The organism is Acidovorax soli (assembly GCF_014207955.1).
In the GTDB taxonomy this organism is placed as follows: Bacteria; Pseudomonadota; Gammaproteobacteria; order Burkholderiales; family Burkholderiaceae_C; genus Acidovorax; species Acidovorax soli_A.
In genome coordinates this window covers 17,608-42,914 of record NZ_JACHLK010000016.1, presented here as the reverse complement: position 1 = coordinate 42,914, position 25,307 = coordinate 17,608, and the positions used below count along the sequence as shown (strand labels likewise).

The window sequence follows — 25,307 nt, the reverse complement described above, 5'->3', positions numbered from 1 at the left end:
TCTCCTCAGGGCAGGCTTTTCGGGCCGCCCAGGGTCTTGAGGACCTCCTGCCGCTGCGACAGCAGGCCGGAGTTGCCGCAGGCGTCCACAAAGTAGCGGTAGTTCCGGTCGCGCGAGAGGAGCAGCAGGTAGCGCCCACCCACCTCCATGGGAAAGCGCGCGCTGGTGTTCTCGCTGTACAGCGCCAGGCCGGGCGGCAGGGCTCCCCGCACGGTGCGCAGCACCTTGAGCACATACAGCGTGGCCGTGATGCCGTCCGGGTCTGCCGGGTCCTCGCGCAACAGCTCTGCCTGGGTGACCTCGGCCACCACCACGCCCGAGGCGGCAGCGGCTTCCTGCGCCACCGGGGGGGCACGCCCGTCCAGGCACAGGGCCAGCGCCGGTGGCACGGCAGCGCACAGGGGCAGCAGCAGGGCGGCGCAGAGTGCCTTCTTCGCAGCGACGCTCATTCGGGCAGGTCCTCCCAGTACGGTTCCAGGTAGTCTTCGAGGAATGCGGTGAAGCTGGCCGCGATCGGCTCCACCCGGCCCGTGCTCTGGTGGTAGAACAGCACCACCGGGTTTTCTCCGTCCTGCACGCGCGAAGTGTCCAGGCAGAAGGGTTCGTTGTCGTCCTGGCTGCGCTGGATGACGACCAGGTGGGCAGGCAGGGGCGCCGGCCAGCCCTGGCGGTAGCGCAGGGTGTCTCCATGGACCGTGCCCAGACCGCCCAGCGGCCCATGCGCCGGGATGGTGGAGATGCACAGGCTGTCCAGCCCGCCACCACCGGTCTGCACAATGAAGTCACGAAATGAGCCGCTGATGCGCACGCCCAGTGCCTGCTCCAGTTCGGTAATGGCTGCCTGCGAGCTGGCGCCTGCCCATTGCACGCTGTACTCGCCCTCCGACTGGTGGGCCACCTGGTCCACGCGTGCGATCAGTGCATTCAGGCGTTGCTGGTGGTTCATGGTGTGGGGTTCGGGTTCTGGTGGATGAAATCGTCCACGGCGGCTTTCGCCTGCTGCAGCGTGCTGCCGTGTTCCTGCTGGTGGGCGCGCAATGCCGCCAGCTTGCGGCCGGGATCGCGTGCGAGGATGCGCCAGTCGGGCGGCGCCTTGGCCGCCAGCAAGGCCGCACTGCGCGCGATCGCGGGCGCACAGTCCCAGGGCGCGGTGATGGCGAGGGCCGGGGCATCGGGTGGGGGGAAGCGGGTGAGCGCGTCCGGCAGCGCCGCGTCGGGTAGCAAGGACAGCACGGTGCGTGGGCGCGCGCGCGGGCCATGGGACACCTCGCGCCATTGCGGCTGCGCCTGGCTGAGCGCGCACAGCCACCGGCCCGTGGCGGCATCCAGGCCCGCTGCCACCTGGGCCACGTCGGTGCGGACCACCTGGCAAGCCTCGTCGACGCTCAAGCGTTCATCCTGCACCCAGTGGCTGAGGTCGGCCAGAGCCAGCAGCAACTGTGCGCAGGCAAAGTCCGCCAACGAGCGGTAGGCCACTTCGCTTTCCTCGCTGTCGTGCGCCACCAGGGCCACGCCGGGCTCCGGTGTGCCCGCCAGCGGTACCAGGCACCAGACGTCGCCAGCGCCGTTTTCGGCAAAGGGAACGAAGCGCTGGCCTTGCTGGAAGTCCGGGTTCAGCCATTCCGCAGCCGTGGCGTGTATGCCTGCAGCGTCCAGCCATTCCACCTCGTAGCAACTGATCAAGGGCGGCGGCGCGTGGCCCAGGCAGCGTTCGCGCCAGGTGCGCGACCAGTCGGGGCCGTACACCGTGGCGTCGTTGACCACCAGGGTGCGCAGCAATGGCGGCAACACCAGGCCGGTATCCGCCGACACCGCTTCGAGGGCCTGCAGCACGCTGCTCACAGGTACCACCGCCACGCCTTCAGCATGCCCTCTGCGCTGGCTGCGCTGCCAATGAAGGCAGCGAGCGCACGCGCCACCTGCGCACGGCTTTCGGGCTTGAGTTCATAGGTGTCGTCGAGCGCATCATCGCCCAGGGCTGCCAGCGCATTGGCCACCGTGGCAATGGCGCCCAGGGCGGTGGGCAGGTCGTCGGCAAACCGGCTGGGGTCGTCGTAGTTGCCCCCGCCGGCCAGGTCGAACCAGACGCTGCCGTCGTTGCGGTCCAGGATGAAGGGGTTGGCGCCCTCCTGCGCGACCACCAGCCAGTGCGCGGGCCAGCCCGCAATCGGGTTGTCGGGGTTGCGCGACCACGCATAGCCGTCCTGCCGGGCCCAGAGCTTGTGCAGCGGCGGCACGTCCACCGGGTTGCCGCCCGCATTGATGGTCAGGCCTACCGGGCCCACCGACGCATGGTAGACCTCTCCCCAGGGGCCTACCTCGCGGTAGAAGGCCTCGACGACGGCGGGCAGGGCAAACGGGCCCTGCCAGTCGCTGGCAGGCTGGGCTTTCAGGCGGCCCCAGGGGGCGAGCAGGGGGCGCAGGCGGTCGAAGCTGGTCATGGGCGGTTATTGTGGGCCGGATGGGGGCCTCTGCGGGGCCAGGTGCCGGCACACGGCCTGGTGCAGCGCCTGCCGGTCCTCCCAGTGCGGGTGCTGGCGCGTGAGCCAGCCCATCACCTTGCCCGCGTCGCGCAGCGCCTGTGCACCCGTGGCCGCCACGGCCAGCGCAATGGCGGCATCGGTCTGCGCCGCGCCCGGGGGCGCCTCCAGGGTGGTGGCCAGTACCAGCGGGGTGTCGTTCCAGCCCTGCAGGCCCGCGGCGGAAAAGACCAGGTGGCCCTCCAGGCGCAAGGGGAGCAGGCCTTCGGGCGCCATCTCGCCAAACTCCAGCAGCACCACGTCCACCGGCACATGCCGGCCTTGCAGGTACATGCTGCCGTCGATGTACCCTTCCTGCGGGTTGGTGGCAAAGCGGTGCTGCCGCCCGGCCTGCACGCGCAGGTCGCCCAGTTCCAGCGCAATGCCGTCCAGCCGGATGGCGGTCTGCACGGTGTCGCTGCCCAGCCCAAAAGGTCCCAGCGGAATGTGGATGGCCGCCAGGCCGCAGGGGCCGCTGCGTGCCCAGTGGCGTGCCGGCAGCGGCACCAGCCGTTCGGTGGGGAAGGGGGAGCGCAGGGAACCCATGGCCTACTCCGCATGGACGCCGGTGAAGGCGCCGTGGGCGGTGTCGATATGGACCAGCTGGCTGGCCTCCCAGGGTATTTCGTAGCCCAGCGAGCAGGTGCCTTCGCCATCCTCGGGGTGCACCTCGATGAAACAGGGCGTCAGATGGTCCCACAGCGTAGCCGCGTTCAGTGCCACGCCGGGCGGCACCACCCCGCATTCCGTGAGAAAGGCCAGGAGCGCCGGGGTGGCTTCCTGCCGGACCTGCCGGGCGTTGGCCAGCAGGCGCGCAAAGGCCTCGGCCTGCGCCGCCGTCGGTCCCTGCCGGGCGCCATGCACACGCAGGGCAAAGCCTTCGCCCAGGTGGGGAATGCCGATCTCGCCCTCCCAGACCTTGGATTGGCCTTCGGTGGCCAGGACGCCGAAGGGCGCGGCCTGCAGGCGGCGGGTGAACAGACCCATGGGGATCTCCGTGCGGGTTGGGAATGGGCGCCAATGTAGCCTGACTGGCAGGCGGCGGAATGCCCGCTTCGGGCAGTACCGGCAGGGGATACCTGCCGTACCCCCGGGGCGTACCGCATGCGCCGGTCGCGCCGGCTGGGGAATATATGGCTTGGAGTTTGCTTGGCGCGTGTCTAAGATGCTGCAAAAAGGGGGCGGGGCCGGGTGGGCGTGTGAGCGACGGCGACGCTCCTCCACGATGAGGGGCTGTATGGCATCTGATTTCTCCGGGGCCCACTGGGAGCAGAACCCGGATGCGCTGCTGGTCATCGCACCGGATGGTACGGTGCTGCACTGGAACCCCGCAGCGGAGGCTACCTTCGGCTATACCGAGGCTGAAGCCCGGGGGCGCCGCCTCACGCAGCTGATCGTGCCGCCGGACCAGGTGCATGACGAAGAGTCGATCTGCGCCAAGGCCCTGCAGTCTGGGCTCGCGGTGCACGAGTCGGTGCGCCAGCGCAGGGATGGTTCCCTGGTCCATGTGAATGTGTCCACCCGGGCGGTGTTTGGCGCGGACGGCCAGCTCGCCTACTTCCTGTCCAGCAAGAAAGACGTCACCCAGCTCAAGGTGCTGCGCGATGCCAAGCTGGTTGAAGCACGCTTTCGCGATCTGCTCGAGTCCACGCCCGACGCCATCGTGATGGTGAATGTGACCGGGCGCATCGTGCTGGTGAACTCGCAGGCCGAGCGCGTGTTCGGCTACCCCCGTGGCCAATTGCTGGGACAGGCGGTCGAGGTGCTGCTGCCCCAGCGCTACCGCAACGCCCACCTGGGCCACCGCAGCGGCTTCTTCGTCCAGCCGCGCACGCGCACCATGGGGGCGGGGCTGGAGCTCTATGGCGTGCGCAGCGATGGCAGCGAGTTTCCGGTGGAAATCAGCCTCAGCCCGCTGGAGACGGAAGAGGGCACCATGGTGATGAGCGCCATCCGCGACATCACTGCCCGCAAGAAGGCCGACCAGAAGTTCCGCGACCTGCTCGAATCGGCGCCCGATGCGATGGTGATCGTGAACCGGGACGGGCACATCGTGCTGGTCAACTCCCAGGCGGTGAAGCTGTTTGGCTGGGCGCGCGAGGAGTTGCTGGGCCAGCAGATCGAACTGCTGGTGCCGGCGCGCCACCGCAACCAGCATCCGCGGCACCGGGGCGGCTTCTTTGCCGAGCCGCGCACGCGCTCCATGGGCGCGGGCCTGGACCTGTACGGGCTGCGCAAGGATGGCACCGAGTTTCCGGTCGAGATCAGCCTCAGTCCGCTGGAAACCGAGGAGGGGCTGTTCGTCTCCAGTGCCATCCGCGACGTGACCGAGCGCAAGCGCTTCGAGCAGGCACTGCGCGACAAGAACCTGGAGCTGGAAAATGCGGCCCTGGTCAAGGACCGCTTCCTGGCCAGCATGTCGCATGAGCTGCGCACTCCCCTGAACGCCATCATCGGCTTCACGGGCACCCTGCTCATGCGCCTGCCGGGCCCGCTGAACGAGGAGCAGGAGAAGCAGTTGCGCATCGTGCAGACCGGTGCGCGCCATCTGCTGTCGCTGATCAACGACCTGCTGGACGTGGCCAAGCTCGGAGACGGCAAGCACATGCTGCAGCTGGAAGCGGTGGATTGCCGAGCGGTGGTGGAGGAGGTGGCCGCCACCCTGGGGCCCGACGCGCAGCGCAAGGGCCTGGTCTTCGTGGTGAGCATGCCCGAACAGCAGGTGCTGGCGCGCACCGACCGGCGTGCGCTCACCCAGGTGGCCATCAACCTGGTGGGCAATGCCATCAAGTTCACGGGCCAGGGGCGTGTGCTGGTGCAGCTCGATGCGCCCGACCCAGCCCATCCGCGGCTGAGCCTGCGCGTGCAGGATTCGGGGCCGGGCATCCCCCTGGCCGACCAGGCGCGGCTGTTCGAGCCCTTCTCCCGCGTGGAGGGGTCCGGCCGGCGCCAGGAGGGCTCGGGCCTGGGCCTGCACCTGAGCCGCAAGCTCGCCCAGGCCCTGGGCGGCGACATCACCCTGCACAGCCAGCCAGGCGAGGGCAGCACCTTCATTCTCGATCTGCCTGGAGCCTGATATGGCGCTTGCCCGCATTCTGGTCATCGAAGACGACGAAGCCAGCCGCATGCTGCTGACCTACCTGCTGGAGGCCGATGGCTACCAGGTGTACAGCGCGTCCGATGGCCGCGAGGGGCTGCGCGCGGCGCTCGAGCACGGGCCCGACCTGGTCCTGTCGGATCTGCAGATGCCGGTCATGGACGGCTATGAGGTGGCGCGGCGCCTGCACGCCGACCCCGGCTGGCGCAGGGCGCCCCTGGTCGCCGTGACCGCCTTCTCCATGCCCGGCGACCGGGAGAAGGCGCTGGAAGTCGGCTTCCAGGACCACATTTCCAAGCCCATCGATCCGGAGCGCTTCGTGCGCCAGGTCGAGGCCTATCTGGCGCCGGCGTTGCGGGCTTCCCCGCCGCGGTGACGATGCAGGGAGGGCGGCAGCCATGGCAAAGATCCTCATCGTGGACGACCAGGCCCCCAACCGGGCCTTGATCGTCACGCTCGTCCACCATGCAGGGCATGAGGCCCTGGAGGCGGCGGACGGGGCGGATGCCTTGCAACTGGTGCGCGCCGAGCGGCCTGCGCTGGTGATCTCGGACATCCTCATGCCGACCATGGATGGCTACGAGTTCGTGCGCCAGCTGCGCGCCGATCCTGCGTTGGCGGCCACGCGCGTCATCTTCTACAGTGCCTACTACCAGGGAGAGGAAGCCCGCAGCCTGGCGCTGGCGGGAGGGGTGTCCGAAGTGCTGGTCAAACCCTGCGAACCCCAGGACATCCTGAGCGCCATCGAGCGCACGCTGGCGCAGGCGGCCCAGGCCTCGCGGGACGGCCCTTTGGCGCAGGAACAGGCCTTCCGCACCCAGCACCTGCGCCTGGTGACCGACAAGCTGCGTGGCAACGTGGTGGAGCTGGAGGCCACCAACCGCCGGCTGGCGGCGCTCACCGAGCTCAACCTGCAACTGGCCTCCGAGCGCGACCCGGTGGTGCTGCTCACCAAGGTCTGTGCGGGCGCGCGCGAACTGATTGGCGCGCAGTACGCCGTGCTCTGCGCGGTGCGCAAGCCGGGCGAGGCCTCGCTGGTGTGCACCAGTGGCATCGACCCGGGGCTGGCACGGTCCCTGCCAGCGCCCGATGCCTCGTCGGGCCTGCTCGGTCGGCTGCAGCTGGAGCGCCGTTCGCAGCGCCTGCTCAACCCGGGCGGCGATCCCACCATGGCCGGCCTGCCGCCCGGCTACCCCCCTCTGTACTGTGCGCTGGAGGCCCCCGTCGCCTCGCTGGCCTCGTCGTACGGCTGGATCTGCCTGGCCAACAAGCAGGGAGCCGAGCACTTCAGCGCCGAGGACGAGCGCATCCTGTCCATCCTTGCGGCCCAGGTCGGCCGCATCTACGAGAACGGCAGTCTCTACCTGGAGGTGCAGCGCCATGCCGAGCAGCTGCACATCGAGGTGATCGAGCGGCGCCGCGCGCTGGAGGAGCTGCGTGCCAGCGAGGCCGGGTTGCACCGCGCCCAGTTGCTGGCCAAGATCACCCACATCATCAGCGGCCCGGGCGGGCGCTTCGAGAGCTGGCCGGCCACGCTCGCGCAGATGCTGCGGCGCGAGCCGGACGCCATGCCGGCATCGGCCCGGGAATGGATCACCATGGTGTATGCCGACGACCGCGCACTGGTGCGCGGCATGGCCTTGAAGGCAGTGCGCGAAGGTGTGCGCATGGACTTCACCTACCGCCTGTGGCGCGCCGACGGGGCGCTGCTGCACCTGCGCCAGGTGATGGAGCCGCTGCACGAAGACGGTGCTGCCACCGAGGAGTTGCGCTGGTTCAACACCATCCAGGACGTCACGGCGCAAAAGCGCGCCGAGGAAGCGCTGCGCGAGAGCGACCGGCGCTTCAACGAACTCCTTGACAAGGTCGAGATGGCGTCGCTGATGCTCGACCGCAATGGCTGCATCACCTACTGCAACGACTGCCTGCTGCGCCTGTCGGGTTGGGAGCGCGGCGAGATCTTCGGCCGCAACTGGTTCGAGCTGTTCCTGCCGCCGGGCATGGATGGCATGCAGCGGGTCTTCGAGGACATGCTGGCCGACCGGCCGGCCACCTGGCATTTCGAGCAGGAGATCCTCACGCGCGCGGGTGGGCGCCGGCTGGTCTACTGGAACAACACCGTGCTGCGCTCCGTCGACGGCGAGGCCATGGGCATCGCCTGCCTGGGCGAAGACATCACCGAGCGGCGCGAGGCCGAGCACAAGATCAAGCGCCTGAACCGCGTCTATGCGGTGCTCAGCGGCATCAGCACCCTGCTGGTGCGCATGCGCAGCCGCCAGGAGCTGTTTGCCCAGTCCTGCGACATCGCGGTGCGGCATGGGCAGTTCCGCATGGCCTGGATCGGGCGCGTGGACCGCGCGGCGCAGCAGGTGATACCGATGGCGATCTCCGGTTCGGACCCGGACTTCTTCGATGACATCGCCGGGCGCCTGTCGTACGCCGACGAGCCCTCGGGCATGTACAGCCTGACGGCCACGGTCGTGCGCGAAAAGCGCGCGCTGGTCTGCGACCGGGTCGAAGGCGACCCGCGGGTGCTGCTGCCGGCCAAGCTGCTGGCGCGCTCGGTGGCCTCGATGGCGGTGCTGCCCTTGATGGTGGCGCACGAAGTGGTGGGCGTGATGGCCCTGTTCTCCGACGAGGCCAGCTTTTTCGATGCCACCGAGATGAAGCTGCTGGGAGAGCTCGCGGGCGACATCAGCTTCGCGCTCGACCACCTCGAGAAGGCCGACCGCCTGAACTACCTGGCCTACTACGACGACATCACCACCTTGCCCAACCGCACGCTGTTCCTGGACCGGGTGAACCAGCACATGCGTGCGCGCGAAGGCCACAGGCCGCAAGCCGCGCCCTTCCTGGGTGTGGCGCTGATCGACGTGAACCGGTTTCGCATCGTCAACGACACGCTGGGGCGCTCCCTTGGGGACGAGCTGCTCAAGCTGGTGGCGCAGCGCCTGCAGCTGCATGCCTCCGCGATGGACATGCTGGCGCGCATCGGCGTCAACAGCTTTGGCGTGGCCGTGTGCGAGGCGCGCGATGCGAGCGCCGTGGCCATGGCCGTGGACCACCTCATGCGGGCCTGTTTCGACGAGCCCTTCCAGCTGGGTCAGCAGGAGCTGCGCATCACGGCCAAGGCCGGGGTCGCCCTGTTCCCCATGGATGGCGGCGATGCCGAGGGGCTGCTGCGCAATGCCGAGGCGGCCCTCAAGAAGGCCAAGGCCTCGGCCGACGCGCTGCTGTTCTACACCTCGGAGATGAACCTGCGTGTGGCCGAGGTGCTGAGCCTGGAGAACCAGCTGCGCGAAGCGCTGGAGCGCGGGGAGTTCGTGCTGCACTACCAGCCCAAGCTGCACCTGGCCAGCGGCCAGGTGACCGGTGCCGAAGCCCTGATCCGCTGGAACGACCCGCGCCGCGGCCTGGTGCCCCCCGGGCAGTTCATTCCCATCCTCGAGGAGACCGGCCTGATCTACGAGGTGGGCCGCTGGGCCCTGGGCCAGGCCCTGGCCGACAACCTGCGCTGGCGGGCCGCGGGCCTGGCGCCGATCCGGGTGGCGGTGAATGTCTCCTTCCTGCAGCTGCGCCACCGGGCTTTCATCGAGCAGGTGCGCTCGGCCGTGGCGCACGACCCGCAGGCCGCGACCGGGCTCGAACTGGAGATCACCGAGAGCATGGTGATGGACGACGTGGAGCACAGCACCCAGAGCCTGCATGCGATCCGCGAGATGGGCATCACCGTGGCCATGGACGACTTCGGCACGGGCTTCTCTTCGCTGAGCTACCTGGCCCGGCTGCCGCTCGATACGCTCAAGATCGACCGCTCCTTCATCCTGCACCTCGCCGCAGGGCCCAAGAGCAGTGCGCTGGTGTCCACCATCATCAACCTGGGCCACTCGCTGGGGCTCAAGGTGGTGGCCGAAGGGGTGGAGACCGAGGAGCAATCCGCCCTGCTGGCCTTGCTCGGCTGTGACGAGATCCAGGGCTTTTTCTACAGCCGGCCCGTGCCCGCCGATCTGTTCGGGCAGCAATTCCTGCGCAGCCTGCAGCCCGACGCGCCTGCCCTATGATTCGGGACTTTGGATTGACATCCCAGGCCCATGGGCGAAGAACACGACGACCACCACCGACCAACCCCGGCAGACGAGCAGACGCGGCGCGTGCTGCGCACCAGCACCATGGGCATCCTCGCCTTCTGGCTGGTGGTCATGGGGGTGCTGTATTTCGGCATGAAGACCTTCATGGCGCCGCGCGGCGCCACGGTCACCTCCACCGGCTCGCTGGTGATCCCGCGCCACAGCGATGGCCATTTCCGCGTGGCGGGCACCGTCAACGGCGTGCCGGTGAACTTCATGGTGGACACGGGCGCCAGCCTGATCGCGGTGACCGATGCCGTGGCGAAGAAGGCCGGCCTCACCGAGGGCGTGCCCACCACCTTCCGCACGGCCAATGGCGAGCGCCAGGGGCGGGTCTCGCCCTCCCAATCGGTCACCGTGCGCAACCTCGAAGTCGCGGGCCTGCGCGTGGGCACGGGCTACACCGGCGAGAGCGACGACGATGCGCTGCTGGGGCAGAACTTCCTGCGCCAGTTCGACGTGGAGATCAAGCGCGACTCCATGGTGCTCAACCCGAGATAGGGGCCGTGGTCAGGAGCGCCGCCCGAACACCGACTTGGGCGTGCGGCCGAAAAAGCGCGTGAACGCTGCGCTGAAGTTGGGCGGGTGGGCATAGCCCACCTGGTAGCCGGCCTGGGCCACCTGGCAGCCGGTCTCCAGCAGGGCCCAGGCGCGGCGCATGCGCAGCTCCAGCAGCATGCGGTGCGGGCTGGTGCCGAACACGTCGCGAAAGCCCTGCTTGAGCTTGAATTCGTTGAGCCCCACGGCGCCCGCCAGGTAGGCCAGGGTGAGCTCACGGTCCATCTGCGTGGCCAGCAGGTCGCGGGCGCGCTCCAGCCGGGCCAGGTCGTCGTCGCTGTGGCGCGGGGCCAGCACCGGCGCAGGCGCCAGGTGGCGCAGTTCCAGTGCGGCCAGGCTGAGCATGGCGATGTGCAGGTCGAGCGTGTCGGTGGCCCGGCCCGCCGGGGGTTGTGCCAGCCGCCGCGCGTGCGCCAGGCTGGCGGGCGTGGAACGGTAGTGGTCGAGCTGGCGCACGCCGCGCACCCGGGTCATCCGCTCGGACAGCTCGGGGCCCACATAGCGGTCCAGCGCCTCGCCGCTGAGCAGCAGGCGCAACTGGCGCACAGGCTGGCCCGCGGCATAGCGGCGTTCTCCATGGCTGCCGCTGAAGGCCGCCAGCGTGGTGTGGCCCGCACCAAAGCGCAGCGTGGCGCCGTCGCGTGCCACATAGCCCGATTCGCCCGACAGCCCCAGCGTGATGACCAGGGTGCGCGCGGCATCGGTGTTCACGCTTTCCTCCACCAGGTCACGCAGCGGGTGGTAGAGCGAGCGCGCCAGCACCAGCCCGTCGCCCAGGGTGAAGCGCTCGGCATGGCAGTCGCCCAGCTCGGCAGGCAAGGCCTGGCGCGTCCAGCCGGGTGGGGCGGTGCGGGCTGCGGTGGCGGGCGGGCGCGCGGGCATGGGGGGAGGGGGCGGGTAGGGCGCTGCGCATACGGAATGCTCCGCCGCGCATAAGTATCTGAATGATAGCGATTCTCATCTTTCCTAGCATGGACCCCATCGCATTGCGTGGACCGAGAGGCCTGCGCGCACACCACCCGAGAGGAAGCCATGCCATCCAGAAACCTGCACCGCCGCGCACAGCGGCGGCCCGTCCACCCACCAGCCATTGCGCGTTCGCTCGGCTGGCTCGCCATGTGCAGCAGCCTGGCCGGAGCAGTCCACGCGCAGGACGCCTTGCCCGAGGTGACCGTCACCGTCAACAAGCGCGCCGAGAACCTGGATGCCGTGCCCGCGAGCGTGACGGTGCTTGACGGCGCCGCAATGGAGTCGGCCGGGGTCACGGGGCTCGATGCCCTGGCCGCGCAGGTGCCGGGCTTCGGCTTCCAGGCCTTCGGGCAGTCGGGCATTCAGCCGCCGGTGATGCGCGGGCTCACGGCCAACTTCGTCTCGTTCTCCTCGTCCACGCTGTTGCTGGTGGACGGCGTGCCCACGCTCATGGCCCAGGGCTTCGAGCACAACCTGCAGGGCGTGGAGCGCGTGGAGGTGCTGCGCGGGCCGCAGTCCACGCTGTACGGCCGCAATGCCGAGGCCGGCGTGGTGAGCATTCTCACGCGCAAGCCGGGCAACGAGGCGCATGCCGCGCTCACGGCCGAGGCCGGCAACCGTGCCCACCGGGCCGCGCGTTTCGAACTCTCGCGGGCGTTGGTGCCCGATGAGCTGTACGTAGGCGCCTCGGGTGAATGGACGGCGCAGGACGGCTTCATCCGCAATACCGTGACCGGCGGCCGCGAGGACGACCGCGAGCGCCAGAGCGGCCGCTTCGTGCTGCGCTGGACCCCCACGGCCCACACCGAGGCCCACCTGCGCTATGCCCAGCAGGGCTGGCACGACGGTGCGGCGCTGTGGGGCGCGGTGCAGTCGCCGCGCGCCACGGTGCGCTCGGGCACCCCAGGCTTCAACGAGTCCGTGGGCCGCACGCTGTCGCTCGACATTGCGCACGAGTTCGCCTCGGGCCTCAAGCTGCGCTCCATCACCGCGCGCAATGCCTTCGACGACAAGGTGCTGCAGGACACGGATTTCCAGCCCGCCGACCTGCTGCATGTGGGGCGCGACTACCGCCTGCGCACCATTTCGCAGGAGCTGCGGCTCGAAGGCCAGGCCGGCAGCGCGCAGTGGCTGGCCGGCCTGTATGCCGACAAGGACGACCACGACCTGCACTACGAGCAGAAGTTGCCCACGGCCCTGATGCGCCCCACGGCCGCACTGGGCGGGCGCAGCACGGCCCTGTTCACGCACTGGACGCTGCCGCTGGCGCCCCTGTGGACCCTGGCCGCCGGCGCCCGTGTGGAGCGCAACCAGGTCGAACTCACCCCTGCGGGTGGCAGCACGCGCAGCGCCGACTGGTCGCGCTTCACGCCCAAGCTGTCGCTGCAGTACCAGTGGGCACCGCAGGCCCAGGTGTATGCCAGCGTGGCCGATGGCTTCCGTGCCGGCGGCTTCAATGCCTTCGCCCCCGGTGCCAACTACCCGAGCTACGCGCCCGAGACGGTGCGCTCGTGGGAGCTGGGCGCCAAGGGCCGGCTGCTGGACCAGCGCCTGCGCTACGCCGCATCGCTGTACACCCTGCAGGCGCGCAACATGCAGGTGCAGCAGATGGGCCTGCCGGGCGTGGTCTACATCACCAATGCGGCCCAGGGCCGCTCCACCGGGGCCGAGCTGGAGCTGGACTATGTGTTCGGCGGCGGCTGGCAAATGCAGGCGGCCGTGGGCCTGAACCGCACGCGCTTTGGCAGCTTCCGCGATGGCGCGGCGGTGTACGACGGCAAGCGCAACCCCTTTGTGCCCGACGTGAACGCCCACCTGGCGCTGCGCTACGACGCGCCCGCTGGCTGGTGGGCACAAGGTGTATGGCAGGCCGTCGGCAAGGTCTACCTGGATGCGGCCAACACGGCCAGCCGGCCGAGCTATGGCGTGCTGAACCTGTCCGCCGGCTATGCGCAGGGGCCGTGGGAGCTGGCCGGGTATGTGCGCAATGCGGCTAACCGACGCTACGACGCGGTGGGCTACCTCAATGGCCAGGTGGTCGTCTACAGCCCGCCACGCGAGGTTGGTGTGCGCCTGACCTGGCGCATCTGAGGGGGCGGGCATGCACGATCTGGACACTCCCCACCCCCTGCAGGCCTTCTGGACGCTGGCCGCCGGCCCCATGCAGGCAGAAGCCCTGGCCTTGGCACTGGAGCTGGGCGCCATCGATGCGCTCGCGCAGCCGCAGACACCCGCCGCCCTGGCCGCAGCCCAGGGCTGGCACGCCGCCAATACCGGCCATTGGCTCGAACTGCTCTGGAGCATGGGCGTGTGCGAGCGCAGCGCTGTCCAGGGCGATGCCGGGCCGGTCTACGGCCTGGCGCCCGCCGCGCGGCGCTTTCTGCACAGTGCGTCGCCCGAGGCCTGCGGCGCGGCCTGGCTGTTCCGCCGGCGCTCGCTGCAACATGCCTCGACCCTGCTCAAGGCCCAGCTCACCGCCGGGCCGGCCGCTGCGGGGACGCCGTTTGCCAACGGCAATGCCGAAGGCTGGGCCGCCGCGGCCCGGGCGCAGATCGGCCAGGAGCAGCAGGCCGTCACGGTGCCTGCGGCGCTGACCGTGCTGACGCAGGTTCCAGAGCTGCGCACTGCCCGCCATCTCCTGGACTTGGGCGGTGGCCCGGGCTGGGTCGCCATCGCCCTGGCGCGGCAGCAGCCCGGGCTGCGCGCCACGGTGTTCGACTGGCCCGAGACCGTGGCCGTGGCGGCGCAGAACATTGCACAGGCCGGGCTCGCCGAACGGGTGGACACACTGGGTGGCGACCTGGGGCGCGATGCCATCGGCCAGGGCTACGACCTGGTGTGGTGTTCGTCGGTGCTGCATTTCGTGCCCGATATCGGCGAGGCCGTCGCCAAGGTGCATGCCGCACTGCGGCCAGGCGGGGTGTTTGTCTGCGCCCATGCCGAGGTGCCCGGCGAGCCCGAGGGTGCAGCACGCGTGCTGCCCTTCTATACCCCGATGCGGATGATGGGGCGGCATGTCACGGCGCGCGGCGTGCTGGAGCAGGCCCTGGCGCAGGCCGGCTTCGAGCGCATCGAGCGCATCGAATCGAGCGCCTTCCCCATGGCGTCACTCACGGTGCTGGTGGCCCGGCGCGGGGGCGGGGAGGGCGTCGCATGACGGCTTCCTCCACCCTGTCCCCGGTCACGACTGGCGGCGCCGCCCGCCTGTGGGCCAGGCAGGCGCTGTTCGGCTGGCTGCACTTCGCACTCGCCGCGCCCAGCGTCTACCTGTGGCTCGGCTTGCCGCTGGTGTTGCGCCAGCACGGCTGGTCGGGCACGGCCATCGGGCTGTTCCAGTTGGCGGGGCTGCCGGCGCTGTGCAAGTTCTTGCTCGCGCGCCCGGTCGAGGCGCGCACCGCGGGCCGCTCGCACTACCGTGCCTGGGCCATCGGCCTGTGCCTGGCCTATGCCACCGTGCTGGCAGCGCTGGGCTGGCAGGAGTTGTTGGCCGACCGCGCGTGGCTCTTCGGCCTGGCTTGTGCGGCCGCGCTGGCCGCCACCTGGGCGGACATCCCGGTCAGTGCCCTGGCCATCCGGCTGCTGCCGGCGCAGGAGCGCATGCGGGCGGGCGGTGTGCGGTCGGCAGCCCTGTCGCTGGGCGCCATCGTGGGCGGTGGGGCCATGCTGCTGGTGCAGGCGCGCTGGGGCTGGCGCGCGCCGTTCCTGTGCCTGGCGGCGGCGCTGGCGGTGGGTGCGCTGTTGCTGCTGCGGGTGCGTGAGCCGGAAGAGGCTCCCGAGGTGTACGCCGGCGCGGCGGCCAGCCGTGTGCCCGCCATGGTGCGGGGCTACCTTGCGCAGCCAGGGGTCGGCCGCTGGACGGTGCTGTTGCTGGTGTATTTCCCGTTCATCGGCGCCGCCTGGTTCTACCTCAAGCCGCTGCTGCTGGACCATGGCTTTGCGCCTACGCAGGCGGCCCTGCTGGCGGGCATCGGCGGCGGGGTGGTGGCCGCGCTTTCGGCGGCCGCGTCGCCCTGGCTCACGCGCCGCTGGGGGCTGGCGCGGGCCGTGGCAGGCTATGCCGCGCTGAACGCGGGTGCGCTGGTGCTGCTGGCCGCGGTGCTGGCCCTGGGCGCGCCAGTGCCGGGCATGGTGCTGGCCGTGCTGTGCGTGGCTGCGGCCATGGGTGCTTCGTCGGCCTGCGCCTTCGGGCTCATGATGCATTTCGCGCGGCCGCGCTGGCAGGCCTTCGACTATGGCCTGCAGGCCAGCCTGTTCGCTGCCAGCCGCATGCTGGTGCCCCTGGCGGCCGGCCTGGCGCTGGATGCGGCAGGCGCCGTGGCGATGGTGGCCAGCCTGGCGCTGGCCGGGGGCGCGGCATGGTGGCTGGCCCGGGCGTTCGCACGGGCCGAAGCCGCGGCCATTGGCATCGGCCACCCGAACTGAAAGATGGTGGGGAGCAAAGGAGGGCCGGGCACCCGGTGGGTGTCCGGCCTGTCCTTGGCGAGGCTCAGCCCTGCTTTTGCACCGACTTGATGATGCTGGAGAAGTCCAGCGCGCCATGGCCCGCCAGGCTGTGCGCGGCATACAGGTTGCGCGCCAGGCCACCCAGCGGGGTGGCGGCCTTCACGGCAGCGGCGTTCTCCTGCGCCAGGCCCAGGTCCTTGAGCATCAGGTCGGTGCCGAAGCCGCCGGCGTAGCCCTTGCTCGCAGGTGCGGTCTCCATCACGCCGGGCATGGGGTTGTACTTCTCCAGTGCCCAGTTGCCGCCCGAGCTGCGGCGCATGATCTCCGACAGCACCTTGGGGTCCAGCCCGTTGGCCACGCCCAGGGCGATGGCCTCGCTGGTGCCGGCCATCAGAATGCCCAGCAGCATGTTGTTGCAGATCTTGGCCGTCTGGCCCGCGCCCACGCCGCCGGCGTGGAAGATGTTGGCGCCCATCTTCTCGAGCACCGGGCGCGCGCGCTCCAGGTCGGCGGTTTCGCCGCCCACCATGAAGGTCAGCGTGCCCGCAATCGCACCGCCCGTGCCACCCGACACCGGGGCATCGATGAAGGCCACACCCCGGGCCTTGGCGGCCTCGGCCACCTTGCGCGAGGTGGCCGCGGCGATGGTCGAGCAGTCGATCACCAGCGTGCCGGCGGGCAGTTTTGCCAGCAGCTCGCCTGCACCCAGGAACAGGCTGTCCACGTGCTGGCTCGCGGGCAGCATGCTGATGACGACCTCGGCGTCCTGCACGGCGGCATGGGCGTCGGCCGCGATGGCCACGCCATCGGCCGCGAGCTTGTCGCGCGCGGGCTGCGACAGGTCGAACGCGCGCACTTCGTGGCCCGCCTTGTGCAGGTTCACGGCCATGGGGCCGCCCATGTTGCCGAGGCCGATGAATGCGATCTTCATGGTGCTATCTCCTTGGGTGTCGTTGTGATGTTGGTGATGGAAAAATTTCAGTCGGCGGCGATGCTTGCGCCCCGGCCGGCGAGTTCCTCGCGCAGCACGGAGCGGTGGCAGCGCGCCTCGTTCTCGCAGTAGCAGCCGAGCGACATGGCGCCGTGGTGCGACAGGGTGGCCAAGAGGTCCAGCGTGCGGCTGGCCTCGGGCTGGGCCAGCTCCTTGCGGAACAGTTTGGTGAACAGCTGCCATTCCTTGTCGGTCTGGGCCTGCTGGCCCTGGGTCATGAGCTCGGCGCTGGGCGAGAGCAGGGGGTACCACACGTCGTACCAGTTCTGGCTGGCGAACTCGGCTTTGGGCACGCCGCGCGGCGGCCGGCGCACGGTGCCGATGCGGGTGCCTTCGCCAGGCGCACGTGGCGTGCCCAGGCGGACGATGCGAAGTGCCATGGTGGTCTGCTCCTGAAAGGGGTCAGTCGTCGTCGGCCTCGAAGATGCTGTGGCGCTTGGCCGCGGGCTTCTTCTTCGTGGTGGGTGTTTTCTTTGCGGCAGCCTTGGTGGCGGCGGGCTTGCGTTTCGGGGTGGCTTTGGCCAGCGGGTTGTAGGCCAGCGCCTCCTGCACCCAGAAGTTCCACAGCGCGCGTGTGGCATAGCCGTTGGGCTCGATCCAGAAGTAGCCCTTCATGCCGCCGCCCGGCGAGAGTTCGCGCGTGTTCTGCATCTCCTGGAACTCGGGGTGCCGCTCGGGCGGCAGGCGCACCAGCAGGTCCTCGTGCTTTACGGCGATGCACATCTTGCCGTCCACGAAGAAGGCATGGCTGCCGAACAGCGTGCGTTCCTCCACGTCGCTGCGCGCTTCCAGGGCCGTGCGCACGGCATCGATCAGGTGCAGGGTTTCGTCGGAGAGCGGGCGTGCGGGCATGGGGTGGTGGGTTCAGCGGATCACGTCAGGGGCGTCGCCATCAAGCATGCGCCGCGCGATGATCACGCGCATGATTTCATTGGTGCCCTCCAGGATCTGGTGCACGCGCGCATCGCGCAGCAGGCGCTCCAGCGGGTATTCGCGGATGTAGCCGTAGCCGCCGTGCAATTGCAGCGCCTCGTTGCAGACGGTGAAGCCGGCATCGGTGGCAAAGCGCTTGGCCATGGCGCAGTAGGTGCTGGCGTTCGCATCGCCCGCGTCGAGCTTGCTGGCCGCCAGGCGCACCATCTGGCGTGCGGCCACCAGCTCGGTGGCCATGTCGGCCAGCTTGAACTGCAGCGCCTGGAAGCTCGCGATGGGCTTGCCGAACTGCTTCCTGTCCTGCATGTACTGCTGGGCCTGCGCGAGCGCGCCCTGGGCTGCTCCCACCGAGCAGGTGGCGATGTTGATGCGCCCGCCGTCCAGGCCCTTCATCGCGATCTTGAAGCCCTCGCCCTCGCGGCCGAGCAGGTGATCGGCCGGGATGCGCACGTTGTCGAAGCTGATGGTGCGCGTGGGCTGGCTGTTCCAGCCCATCTTCTCTTCCTTCTTGCCATAGCTGATGCCGGGCGCATCGGCCGGCACCGCAAAGGCCGAGATGCCGCCCGCGCCCGAGGCCGCATCGCCCGTGCGCGCCATGAGCACCAGCACGTCGGTGGAGCCCGCGCCCGAGATGAAAGCCTTGGCGCCGTTGATCACATATTCGGCGCCCACCAGCTCGGCCCGGGTCTTGAGCGAGGCCGCGTCCGAGCCCGCGCCGGGCTCCGTCAGGCAGTAGGAGGCCAGCTTTTCGCCCGTGGTCAGCAGCGGGCCCCAGTGGTCGCGCACGGCCGGCGTGGCCCAGGTGCCCAGCATCCAGGTCGCCATGTTGTGGATGGTGATGAAGGCCGTGGTCGACGGGTCCACGGCCGCCATTTCCTCGAAGACCAGGGTGGCGTCGAGCCGGGGCAGGGCCAGGCCGCCCGCGGCTTCGGGCGCATACAGCCCGCAAAAGCCCAGCTCGCCGGCCTTGGCAATGGCCTCCTTGGGGAAGATGCCTTCGGCATCCCAGTGCGCAGCGTGCGGTGCGAACTCGGCCCGGGCAAAGTCGCGGGCCGTCTGGGCAAAGGCGCGTTGTTCTTCGGTGAGCTCAAAGTCCATGGTGTCTCGTCGTTCTTGTGGTTGTCGTCAGGTCAAGGTTTGGCGGGGCTGTCCATGCTGAGCCAGCGCATCAGCCCCCTGCGGCGCTCCTGCGTCTCGCGGGTCAGGCACTCATGGTAGAGCCGGGGCCCCTCGGGCAACTGCTCGCTGGCGCGCGTCGCCTGCTTGCACTGGGTGGCGCGTGCGCGCATCCAGGCCGTGTGTTCCTGGCGCAGCTGCGGGCGTTCGTGCGCCGACAGGGCGCGCATCACGTCGGCATACAGCACGGCAATGGTGGTATCGGCGGCCTGGAAATCCTGCACCGCACAGGCATTGGTCTCGGCCACCGTGCCGCCTGCGCGGCATGCGGCGCCGGCCTGGGCGAAGGCGGTGGAAGAAGCCATGAGCAAGGGCAGGGTGCAGGCGGCAGCGCGCAGCAGGGAAAGGAGGTCACGGTGCATGCACCGATTTCACCACGCTCTGCTGCTGCGCCACGCCGCCTGGGGCCTTTGCCTGGCCTTACTTCAAGCTGATCGTCGTGTTCACACCATGCGAGATGGTGCTGTCGTCGAACCAGCGCGCCGTGACCGTCTTGGTCTGCGTGTAGAACAGCACGACCTGCTTGCCGTAGGGGCCCAGGTCGCCGAGCTTGGAGGCGCGCGAGCCCGAGAACGAGAACAGCGGCACCGGCACGGGGATCGGCACGTTGATGCCGACCTGGCCCACGTCGATCTCTTCCTGGAACTTGCGCGCCGCCGCACCCGACTGGGTGAAGATGGCCGTGCCATTGCCGTTGGGGTTGTCGTTGATGAACTCGATGGCCTCATCGATGTCCGCCGCGGCCGACAGGCACAGCACGGGGCCGAAGATCTCCTGCTCGTAGATGCTCATGCCGGGCTTGACGCCGCTGAACACCGTGGGGCCCACGAAGTTGCCCTTTTCATAGCCGGCCACCACGGGGTTGCGGCCATCGAGTTCCAGCGTGGCGCCATCGGCCACGCCGCGCGCGATCAGGCCTTCCACACGGTCCTTGGCGGCGCAGGAGACCACCGGGCCCACGTCCGTGCCCTTTTCGGTGCCGCCGCTGACCTTGAGGGTCTTGGCCTTGGCCACCAGGTCGGGGATCCACTTTTGCGCCTCGCCCACCAGCACCACCACCGACAGCGCCATGCAGCGCTGGCCTGCAGCACCGAAGGCGGCACCGGCCAAGGCGTTCAGGGTCTGCTCCTTGTTGGCGTCGGGCAGCACGATGGCATGGTTCTTGGCACCCATCATGCACTGCACGCGCTTGCCCGCCAGGCTGGCGCGGTTGTAGACATGCGTGCCCACTTTGGTGGAGCCGACGAAGCTGATCGCCTTGATGTCCTTGTGGTCGCAGATGGCGTTCACGGCCATCTCGCCGCCGTGCACCACGTTGAGCACGCCTGGGGGCACGCCGGCTTCCAGGGCCAGCTCCACCAGGCGCATGGTCACCATGGGGTCCTGTTCGGAAGGCTTGAGCACGAAGGTGTTGCCCGTGGCAATCGCCATGGGGAACATCCACAGCGGGATCATGGCCGGGAAGTTGAAGGGCGTGATGCCCGCGCACACGCCCAGGGGCTGCAGCAGGGTGTAGGTGTCCACGCCGCCGGCCACGTTGTTGGCCAGCTCACCGAGCTGCAGGTTGCCGATGCTGGCGGCATGCTCCACCACTTCGAGGCCGCGGAACACGTCGCCTTCGGCGTCGGGCAGGGTCTTGCCCTGCTCGGCCGTGAGGATGGCGGCCAGCTCGGCCATGTTTTCGCGGATCAATTGCTGGTACTTGAGGAAGATGCGTGCGCGCGTGCCGATGGGCGTCTTCTTCCAGGTCTTGAAGGCTTCCTTGGCCGAGGCCACGGCGGCATCGATCTCGTCGGCCGTGGCAAAGGGCACACGGGCCAGCACCTGCTGCGTGGCGGGGTTCACCACATCGCGCCACTCGGTGGTCTTGGACTCGACGAACTGGCCGCCGATCAGCAGCTTGACGGTGGGGGCCAGTGCGGCCACGCTGGTAGGTGCATTCATGCGCTTGTCTCCTGGAATGGTGGGCAATGGGCCTAGGGTGTGTCATCAATCATTTCGCCCCCGCGCTGGCCCCGGCATGCGGATGGATGCGCGAAGCGCGGCGCAGCCCATAGTGGACTATGGGCAAGCCGTGCGACAAAGCAGACGCCGCATGCCGGGGCCAGCCCGAAGGGAAAGCCTGAAGCGCGGCGCATTGCGGCGTTGCCCTTCGCTTGCGTAGCGGTGCTACGCGGCACTCAGGGCGCCTTGCACTGCACCGCGCTGCAGGCTTTCGCGGGGGTGAAATGATTGATGACACACCCTAGAACGTTCGCATCGTAGCTGTGCAAATTTGTGAAGACAAGAGACAATACTGCGCACAAGGTTTGCAAAAATGCAGATCGATAACCCCGCCCGCCGACGGCATGCCGTTCTCCGAGACTTCCGAAAGCAGACGATGAAAAGCTGGTTGATCGCCCTGGTGGCTGCAGGTGGCCTGGCGCAGATGGTGGCCGCGGTGGCCGCGCCCACCCTGGAGGAACTGCTGGCTACCTCGCCCACCCAGGCGGCACAGGCCGCGGCGCAGCGCGGCGACACCCGGTTCATGGGTGTGCCGGCCTGCGTGGCCAACCAGGTGCCCGGGATGCCGTTCGAGCCCACGGCCTGGTGGAAGGGCAAGGACCACGCGGAGCCGTTGGCCTGCCCGGCCGTCGTCGGCAGCGTGGCCGTGGAACGCATGGGCAGGCTGCAGCAGTACGCCAAGGAGTACAACGCCGCCATGCTGGCCCATGTGCGCAGCCATGGCCTGTACCCGCTGTACCCCTGGGATGCCGAGCCCAACCACCAGCCCACCCCTGAGCTGGAAAAGCGGATCACCGCCGAAGCCGATGCCGCACTGGACGCCTTCTACGCGCCCCGGCGGCCCGCATCGGTGCAGCGTGACGAAGACATCGGCGCCTGGACCACGCAGGACGGAAGCCTGTCGCGCCTGTTCGTCACCTCGCGGGTGAGCGCAGGCGATTGGGCGAAATCCTTCCAGCCTGCCCAGTGGCGCGCCGTGCCGACGCCGCGGGATTTCATCCGCACGGCGCACAACGTGGCCCCCACCTACACCGGCAGCATCCACGGCCGGCCCGCCTACCTGTTCGTCACCCACGGGCGGGGCCGTGACGAGGTGCTGCTGGCCTTGGTGCTGGTCTATGACGCCGACCCGCAGCCCGGAGCCCCCGAGGCGGCGAGCCCGAAACCCAGGACGGCGCCCTGAGCGCTGCGGTGCACGCCAAGCCATGGACTGGGACAACCTGCGCTATTTTCTGGAGCTGGCCCGCGCCGGCACCCTGGTGGGGGCGGCGCGCCGCCTCACGGTGGACCACACCACGGTGGCGCGGCGCATCCAGGCGCTGGAGAAGCAGGTCGGTTCAGCCCTGTTCGCACGCGAGGCCGGCGGCCACCGGCTCACCGAGGCCGGCCGCGCGTTGCTGCCCCAGGTCGAGGCCATGGAGGCCGCCTTCCTGGCCGTGGAGAATGCCGCCCCCGGCGCGCGCCAGGGCCTGCAGGGCCTGGTGCGCATCGGTACCACCGAGGGCTTTGGCAACCTGGTGCTGGCGCCCCATCTGGCGCACTTTGCCCTGGAGCACCCGGGCCTGGTGCTGGACCTGCTGGCCCTGCCGCGCCTGGTGCACCTGTCGCGGCGCGAGGCGGACATCGTGATCTCGCTGGAGCGCCCCGCGCGCGGCGCGGTGCTGGTGGTCAAGCTCACCGACTATGTGCTGCAGCTCTACGGCACGCGCGATTACCTGGCCCGCCATGCGACCATCCGCACAGCCGACGACCTGCGCGGCCACAGCTTCATCAGCTACGTGGACGACCTGCTGTTCACCAAGGAGCTGCAGATCCTGGACGAACTGCACCGGCCCGAGCGCTTTGCGCTGCGCAGCACCAGCATCCTGGCGCAGTACGAGGCGGTGCGTGCCGGGGCCGGGCTGGCGGTGCTGCCGGCCTTTGTCGCTGCGCAGGACCCGGACCTCACGCTGGTGCTGCCCGGCAAGGCGCGCTTCACACGCACCTTCTGGATGTCCATGCCCGAGGAGAACAAGCAGGTGGCGCGCATGCAGGCGACCTGGGCCTTCCTGCGCGAGACGGTAGCGGCGCAACAGGGGCTGCTGCTGCCCGCACTGCACGCACCGACCAGCGCGATAGCATCGGGTCCATGAGCCTGTCCGCCGTCCTCTCTGTTCCCGCAGTGCCCGCCCAGCCCCGCATGCGCCTGCGCGCCGCCGCGGTCATCCAGCGCCCTGGCCAGGTGCTGCTGCACCGCGCCGAAGGCGATGCCTTCTGGGCCCTGCCCGGCGGCGGCATCGAGCCTGGCGAAAGCGCCGGCGAAGCCCTGGTGCGCGAGATGCAGGAAGAACTGGGCCTGACCGTGCGGCCCGGCGTGCTGGCCTGCGTGGTGGAGAACTTCTTTGTCTATGCCGGCGTGGCCTACCACGAGACCGGCCTGTACCTGCAGGCCCACCCCGTGCCGGGCGGCCTGCTGGACCAGTCCGGCGGCCCCTACGAGGGGCGCGAGGGGCGCCGCCGGCTGGAGTTCGCCTGGTTCGCGCACGGCGAACTGGCCGGGCTCGACCTGCGCCCCCCGTTCCTGCGCGAGGCCCTGGGGCGCGACATGGCGCAGGTGCTGCACATCGTCTACCGCGACCCGCCGCCCCCCGAGGCGCCGCCGGCCCCTGCGCCCTCCCTTTCGAAAGCCATCGCGTGAACCCCAATGACCTGCAGGACTACCTGCACCAGCACATTCCCCTGTCCCGCGCCATGGCCGTGTCGGTGGCCGAGGCCTCCCTGCAGCGCGTGGTGCTGAGCGCGCCGCTGGCGCCCAACATCAACCACCGCGAGACCGTGTTCGGCGGCAGTGCCTCGGCCGTGGCCATCCTGGCTGCCTGGTCCATGCTGCACCTGAAGCTTTCGGCGCAGAACCTGGGCAGCCGCCTGGTGATACAGCGCAACACCATGGATTACGAGCTGCCCATCGACGGCAGCTTCACGGCCGTGGCCGAGGCGCCCACCGAGCAGGCCTGGCGCGCCTTCGTGCGCATGTTCGAGCGCAAGGGCCTGGGCCGGATCGAGCAGGCCTCGGCCCTGGTGTACCAGGGGCAGACCGCAGGGCGGCTCACGGGGGAATTCGTCGCCTTCGGGCAGGGGTATCGTTAGCCGGACTACGATCATCGCCTCGCAACGGGGAGACCACCATGGGACTTTTGGACGGAGTGATGGGCAATGCATCCAAGATCGATGCATCCAAGATCCAGGAAGAATTCAGCCGCATCCTGATGCCGGGCGAGGTGGTGGAGCACGCCTACCAGTTGATACGCGATTACTTCGTCTTCACCAACAAGCGCCTGGTGCTGGTGGACAAGCAGGGCATCACGGGCAGCAAGGTCGAATACCACTCGCTGCCTTACAAAAGCATCACGCACTTCAGCATCGAGACCGGGGGCACCTTCGACCTTGATGCCGAGCTCAAGATCTGGATCTCGGGCAGCGCCACGCCGTTCCAGAAGCAGTTCAACAAGAAGCTCAGCATCTACGACGTGCAGAGCGTGCTGGCGAGCTATGTGCTGAAGTAGGCGCAGGCTGCGAAAAGCGGCTGTGCAGACCCGCTTTTCCGCCGATTGCGCTGGCTGGCGCCGGGTTACGCTGGACCACCGGGCGATGGCATGCCCTGGTGCTTTGCCCCTGAAGCACCGGCTGCCCGATCCCGCAGGAGTCCACTGGCCATGTCACCCCTCATCTCCGGCCTTGCGTCGGTCGCATCCTTTCTGTACAACGCCGCCTCGGGCAGCAAGTCGGCGGCGACGCCGCGCGCCAGCCAGCCGGCCGAGGCCACGCCTTCGGCCGTGGTCACGCTGAGCAAGGAGGCCGAGGCCATGGCGGGATTTGCCGGCAAGGGCATCCTGATGACCTCCGGCAAGCTCGATGGCGCGGCCAGCACCGGCACGGCGCTCACGGCATCGCAGGCGGACCGGGCTGTGTCCAAGCAGGATTTCCAGGAGCTGCTGGCCAGCTTTGGCGCCAGCGATGCCCAGAAGGAGCAACTGGCCGCCGGTTTCGACGCCAACCAGGATGGCGCGATCTCGCGCGACGAATTCCTCAAAGGCATTGCCTCGACTTCGGGTGCCAAGGGCGGCAGCGAGCTGTCACAGTCGCTGCTGCAACTGGTGGACCGCCATGGCAATGCCAATGGCGTCGTGAACCAGGCCGAACTGGCGCAGCTCACCACGGCGTTCGCCCAGGCGCAACTGCGCAAAGCGGCCTGAGTTCCGCAGCTTTCAGGTCGCTTCAGACAAGAAAAAGCGTGGCCAGGCCACGCTTTTCTTTTGGGGGCGTTTTTGTGCCTCTATATCCTGCCCATCAGCAGCAGGATCACCAGGATCAGCACCACCAGGCCCACACCGCCGCTGGGCCCGTAGCCCCACGAACGGCTGTGACCCCAGGTGGGCAAGGCCCCGATGAGGATCAGGATCAGGATGATCAGCAGAATGAGGGAGAGCGACATGGCAGTTGTCCTTTTGTTG

At 69.2% G+C, this 25,307-nt stretch carries 27 protein-coding genes; 13 read left to right on the top strand and 14 right to left on the bottom strand.

The window, feature by feature from the left end; translation table 11 throughout:
• Positions 1-5 precede the first annotated feature (5 nt).
• The 6 genes from HNP48_RS28545 to HNP48_RS28520 are packed head-to-tail and all read right to left on the bottom strand — an operon-like array spanning position 6 to position 3,506.
• Positions 6-449, bottom strand: a complete 444-nt coding sequence (locus HNP48_RS28545; protein ID WP_184863654.1) for a hypothetical protein — start codon at positions 447-449, stop codon at positions 6-8.
• A complete protein-coding gene (locus HNP48_RS28540) occupies positions 446-946 on the bottom strand; it encodes an SMI1/KNR4 family protein (RefSeq protein ID WP_184863652.1) in 501 nt (166 codons plus the stop codon). The genes HNP48_RS28545 and HNP48_RS28540 overlap by 4 nt, the downstream gene beginning before the upstream one ends.
• The gene (locus tag HNP48_RS28535) at positions 943-1,857 is read right to left on the bottom strand and encodes an SMI1/KNR4 family protein (protein WP_184863650.1); all 915 of its coding nucleotides are present in this window, start codon (positions 1,855-1,857) and stop codon (positions 943-945) included. Before HNP48_RS28535 ends, HNP48_RS28540 begins: the two co-directional genes overlap by 4 nt.
• Positions 1,839-2,441 (bottom strand): hypothetical protein, encoded by a 603-nt coding sequence (locus HNP48_RS28530; RefSeq protein WP_184863648.1) that lies wholly within the window; start codon positions 2,439-2,441, stop codon positions 1,839-1,841. Before HNP48_RS28530 ends, HNP48_RS28535 begins: the two co-directional genes overlap by 19 nt.
• Before the next feature lie 6 nt (positions 2,442-2,447).
• Complete coding sequence (locus HNP48_RS28525) at positions 2,448-3,065, bottom strand: hypothetical protein (RefSeq protein WP_184863646.1); 618 nt, start codon at positions 3,063-3,065, stop codon at positions 2,448-2,450.
• 3 nt (positions 3,066-3,068) lie between these two features.
• Positions 3,069-3,506: a hypothetical protein gene (locus HNP48_RS28520; RefSeq protein ID WP_184863644.1), complete on the bottom strand. Its 438-nt coding sequence runs from the start codon at positions 3,504-3,506 to the stop codon at positions 3,069-3,071.
• Positions 3,507-3,756: 250 nt separating this feature from the next.
• Between HNP48_RS28520 and HNP48_RS28515 the strand changes: the two genes are divergently transcribed.
• Genes HNP48_RS28515 through HNP48_RS28500 form a run of 4 tightly spaced genes read left to right on the top strand, consistent with a single transcriptional unit; the run spans position 3,757 to position 10,244 of the window.
• Positions 3,757-5,595 (top strand): PAS domain S-box protein, encoded by a 1,839-nt coding sequence (locus tag HNP48_RS28515; RefSeq protein WP_184863642.1) that lies wholly within the window; start codon positions 3,757-3,759, stop codon positions 5,593-5,595.
• Between the two features lies 1 nt (position 5,596).
• Entirely contained in the window at positions 5,597-5,992 is a 396-nt protein-coding gene (locus HNP48_RS28510; RefSeq protein WP_184863640.1) for a response regulator, read from the top strand.
• A gap of 22 nt (positions 5,993-6,014) precedes the next feature.
• Positions 6,015-9,677 (top strand): EAL domain-containing protein, encoded by a 3,663-nt coding sequence (locus HNP48_RS28505; RefSeq protein WP_184863638.1) that lies wholly within the window; start codon positions 6,015-6,017, stop codon positions 9,675-9,677.
• A gap of 30 nt (positions 9,678-9,707) precedes the next feature.
• The gene (locus tag HNP48_RS28500) at positions 9,708-10,244 is read left to right on the top strand and encodes a TIGR02281 family clan AA aspartic protease (RefSeq protein WP_184863637.1); all 537 of its coding nucleotides are present in this window, start codon (positions 9,708-9,710) and stop codon (positions 10,242-10,244) included.
• A gap of 9 nt (positions 10,245-10,253) precedes the next feature.
• Here the strand turns inward: HNP48_RS28500 and HNP48_RS28495 are convergent, their stop codons facing one another.
• Entirely contained in the window at positions 10,254-11,183 is a 930-nt protein-coding gene (locus HNP48_RS28495) for an AraC family transcriptional regulator (protein ID WP_184863635.1), read from the bottom strand.
• 207 nt (positions 11,184-11,390) lie between these two features.
• Between HNP48_RS28495 and HNP48_RS28490 the strand changes: the two genes are divergently transcribed.
• Genes HNP48_RS28490 through HNP48_RS28480 form a run of 3 tightly spaced genes read left to right on the top strand, consistent with a single transcriptional unit; the run spans position 11,391 to position 15,692 of the window.
• The gene (locus tag HNP48_RS28490; RefSeq protein ID WP_409362589.1) at positions 11,391-13,361 is read left to right on the top strand and encodes a TonB-dependent receptor; all 1,971 of its coding nucleotides are present in this window, start codon (positions 11,391-11,393) and stop codon (positions 13,359-13,361) included.
• Positions 13,362-13,371: 10 nt separating this feature from the next.
• Positions 13,372-14,427, top strand: coding sequence for a class I SAM-dependent methyltransferase (locus HNP48_RS28485; protein ID WP_184863633.1), 1,056 nt, complete (start codon positions 13,372-13,374; stop codon positions 14,425-14,427).
• On the top strand, positions 14,424-15,692 hold the full coding sequence (locus HNP48_RS28480; protein WP_184863631.1) for an MFS transporter: 1,269 nt from the start codon (positions 14,424-14,426) through the stop codon (positions 15,690-15,692). The genes HNP48_RS28485 and HNP48_RS28480 overlap by 4 nt, the downstream gene beginning before the upstream one ends.
• A 64-nt stretch (positions 15,693-15,756) precedes the next feature.
• Here the strand turns inward: HNP48_RS28480 and mmsB are convergent, their stop codons facing one another.
• Genes mmsB through HNP48_RS28450 form a run of 6 tightly spaced genes read right to left on the bottom strand, consistent with a single transcriptional unit; the run spans position 15,757 to position 20,757 of the window.
• Positions 15,757-16,695, bottom strand: a complete 939-nt coding sequence (gene mmsB, locus HNP48_RS28475) for a 3-hydroxyisobutyrate dehydrogenase (RefSeq protein WP_184863857.1) — start codon at positions 16,693-16,695, stop codon at positions 15,757-15,759.
• Positions 16,692-17,084, bottom strand: coding sequence for a DUF488 domain-containing protein (locus HNP48_RS28470; protein ID WP_184863629.1), 393 nt, complete (start codon positions 17,082-17,084; stop codon positions 16,692-16,694). Before HNP48_RS28470 ends, mmsB begins: the two co-directional genes overlap by 4 nt.
• 22 nt (positions 17,085-17,106) lie before the next feature.
• A complete protein-coding gene (locus tag HNP48_RS28465; RefSeq protein ID WP_184863627.1) occupies positions 17,107-17,556 on the bottom strand; it encodes a TfoX/Sxy family protein in 450 nt (149 codons plus the stop codon).
• 12 nt (positions 17,557-17,568) lie between these two features.
• Entirely contained in the window at positions 17,569-18,735 is a 1,167-nt protein-coding gene (locus HNP48_RS28460) for an acyl-CoA dehydrogenase family protein (RefSeq protein ID WP_184863608.1), read from the bottom strand.
• Positions 18,736-18,767: 32 nt separating this feature from the next.
• The gene (locus tag HNP48_RS28455) at positions 18,768-19,175 is read right to left on the bottom strand and encodes a lysozyme inhibitor LprI family protein (protein ID WP_184863606.1); all 408 of its coding nucleotides are present in this window, start codon (positions 19,173-19,175) and stop codon (positions 18,768-18,770) included.
• Between the two features lie 58 nt (positions 19,176-19,233).
• Entirely contained in the window at positions 19,234-20,757 is a 1,524-nt protein-coding gene (locus tag HNP48_RS28450) for a CoA-acylating methylmalonate-semialdehyde dehydrogenase (protein ID WP_184863604.1), read from the bottom strand.
• A 436-nt stretch (positions 20,758-21,193) separates the two neighbouring features.
• Here HNP48_RS28450 and HNP48_RS28445 point away from each other — a divergent pair, with 436 nt between their 5' ends.
• The 6 genes from HNP48_RS28445 to HNP48_RS28420 all read left to right on the top strand — a co-directional run bounded on the left by HNP48_RS28445 (position 21,194) and on the right by HNP48_RS28420 (position 25,049).
• The gene (locus tag HNP48_RS28445) at positions 21,194-22,000 is read left to right on the top strand and encodes a hypothetical protein (RefSeq protein WP_184863602.1); all 807 of its coding nucleotides are present in this window, start codon (positions 21,194-21,196) and stop codon (positions 21,998-22,000) included.
• Positions 22,001-22,022: 22 nt separating this feature from the next.
• A complete protein-coding gene (locus HNP48_RS28440; protein ID WP_184863600.1) occupies positions 22,023-22,949 on the top strand; it encodes a LysR family transcriptional regulator in 927 nt (308 codons plus the stop codon).
• Positions 22,946-23,494 (top strand): NUDIX hydrolase, encoded by a 549-nt coding sequence (locus HNP48_RS28435; protein WP_184863598.1) that lies wholly within the window; start codon positions 22,946-22,948, stop codon positions 23,492-23,494. Before HNP48_RS28440 ends, HNP48_RS28435 begins: the two co-directional genes overlap by 4 nt.
• Positions 23,491-23,943, top strand: a complete 453-nt coding sequence (locus tag HNP48_RS28430; RefSeq protein ID WP_184863596.1) for a YiiD C-terminal domain-containing protein — start codon at positions 23,491-23,493, stop codon at positions 23,941-23,943. Before HNP48_RS28435 ends, HNP48_RS28430 begins: the two co-directional genes overlap by 4 nt.
• Before the next feature lie 38 nt (positions 23,944-23,981).
• Positions 23,982-24,359 carry a PH domain-containing protein gene (locus HNP48_RS28425; protein WP_184863594.1) on the top strand — a complete coding sequence of 126 codons (378 nt, stop codon included), beginning with the start codon at positions 23,982-23,984 and terminating at the stop codon, positions 24,357-24,359.
• 150 nt (positions 24,360-24,509) lie between these two features.
• The gene (locus HNP48_RS28420; protein WP_184863592.1) at positions 24,510-25,049 is read left to right on the top strand and encodes a hypothetical protein; all 540 of its coding nucleotides are present in this window, start codon (positions 24,510-24,512) and stop codon (positions 25,047-25,049) included.
• Between the two features lie 80 nt (positions 25,050-25,129).
• Here HNP48_RS28420 and HNP48_RS28415 read toward each other — a convergent pair whose 3' ends face one another.
• Entirely contained in the window at positions 25,130-25,288 is a 159-nt protein-coding gene (locus tag HNP48_RS28415) for a DUF3309 family protein (protein WP_184863590.1), read from the bottom strand.
• Positions 25,289-25,307: the final 19 nt, after the last annotated feature.

Bases quoted from the DNA above. Each gene is read 5' to 3' on its own strand.
- HNP48_RS28545 (WP_184863654.1), bottom strand. From the start codon at position 449: ATGAGCGTCGCTGCGAAGAAGGCACTCTGCGCCGCCCTGCTGCTGCCC.
- HNP48_RS28455 (WP_184863606.1), bottom strand. From the start codon at position 19,175: ATGCACCGTGACCTCCTTTCCCTGCTGCGCGCTGCCGCCTGCACCCTG.
- HNP48_RS28445 (WP_184863602.1), top strand. From the start codon at position 21,194: ATGAAAAGCTGGTTGATCGCCCTGGTGGCTGCAGGTGGCCTGGCGCAG.
- HNP48_RS28440 (WP_184863600.1), top strand. From the start codon at position 22,023: ATGGACTGGGACAACCTGCGCTATTTTCTGGAGCTGGCCCGCGCCGGC.
- HNP48_RS28470 (WP_184863629.1), bottom strand. From the start codon at position 17,084: ATGGCACTTCGCATCGTCCGCCTGGGCACGCCACGTGCGCCTGGCGAA.
- HNP48_RS28420 (WP_184863592.1), top strand. From the start codon at position 24,510: ATGTCACCCCTCATCTCCGGCCTTGCGTCGGTCGCATCCTTTCTGTAC.
- HNP48_RS28480 (WP_184863631.1), top strand. From the start codon at position 14,424: ATGACGGCTTCCTCCACCCTGTCCCCGGTCACGACTGGCGGCGCCGCC.
- HNP48_RS28435 (WP_184863598.1), top strand. From the start codon at position 22,946: ATGAGCCTGTCCGCCGTCCTCTCTGTTCCCGCAGTGCCCGCCCAGCCC.
- HNP48_RS28460 (WP_184863608.1), bottom strand. From the start codon at position 18,735: ATGGACTTTGAGCTCACCGAAGAACAACGCGCCTTTGCCCAGACGGCC.
- HNP48_RS28525 (WP_184863646.1), bottom strand. From the start codon at position 3,065: ATGGGTTCCCTGCGCTCCCCCTTCCCCACCGAACGGCTGGTGCCGCTG.
- HNP48_RS28465 (WP_184863627.1), bottom strand. From the start codon at position 17,556: ATGCCCGCACGCCCGCTCTCCGACGAAACCCTGCACCTGATCGATGCC.
- HNP48_RS28500 (WP_184863637.1), top strand. From the start codon at position 9,708: ATGGGCGAAGAACACGACGACCACCACCGACCAACCCCGGCAGACGAG.
- HNP48_RS28495 (WP_184863635.1), bottom strand. From the start codon at position 11,183: ATGCCCGCGCGCCCGCCCGCCACCGCAGCCCGCACCGCCCCACCCGGC.
- HNP48_RS28505 (WP_184863638.1), top strand. From the start codon at position 6,015: ATGGCAAAGATCCTCATCGTGGACGACCAGGCCCCCAACCGGGCCTTG.
- HNP48_RS28530 (WP_184863648.1), bottom strand. From the start codon at position 2,441: ATGACCAGCTTCGACCGCCTGCGCCCCCTGCTCGCCCCCTGGGGCCGC.
- HNP48_RS28425 (WP_184863594.1), top strand. From the start codon at position 23,982: ATGGGACTTTTGGACGGAGTGATGGGCAATGCATCCAAGATCGATGCA.
- HNP48_RS28510 (WP_184863640.1), top strand. From the start codon at position 5,597: ATGGCGCTTGCCCGCATTCTGGTCATCGAAGACGACGAAGCCAGCCGC.
- HNP48_RS28415 (WP_184863590.1), bottom strand. From the start codon at position 25,288: ATGTCGCTCTCCCTCATTCTGCTGATCATCCTGATCCTGATCCTCATC.
- HNP48_RS28520 (WP_184863644.1), bottom strand. From the start codon at position 3,506: ATGGGTCTGTTCACCCGCCGCCTGCAGGCCGCGCCCTTCGGCGTCCTG.
- HNP48_RS28540 (WP_184863652.1), bottom strand. From the start codon at position 946: ATGAACCACCAGCAACGCCTGAATGCACTGATCGCACGCGTGGACCAG.
- HNP48_RS28485 (WP_184863633.1), top strand. From the start codon at position 13,372: ATGCACGATCTGGACACTCCCCACCCCCTGCAGGCCTTCTGGACGCTG.
- HNP48_RS28450 (WP_184863604.1), bottom strand. From the start codon at position 20,757: ATGAATGCACCTACCAGCGTGGCCGCACTGGCCCCCACCGTCAAGCTG.
- HNP48_RS28515 (WP_184863642.1), top strand. From the start codon at position 3,757: ATGGCATCTGATTTCTCCGGGGCCCACTGGGAGCAGAACCCGGATGCG.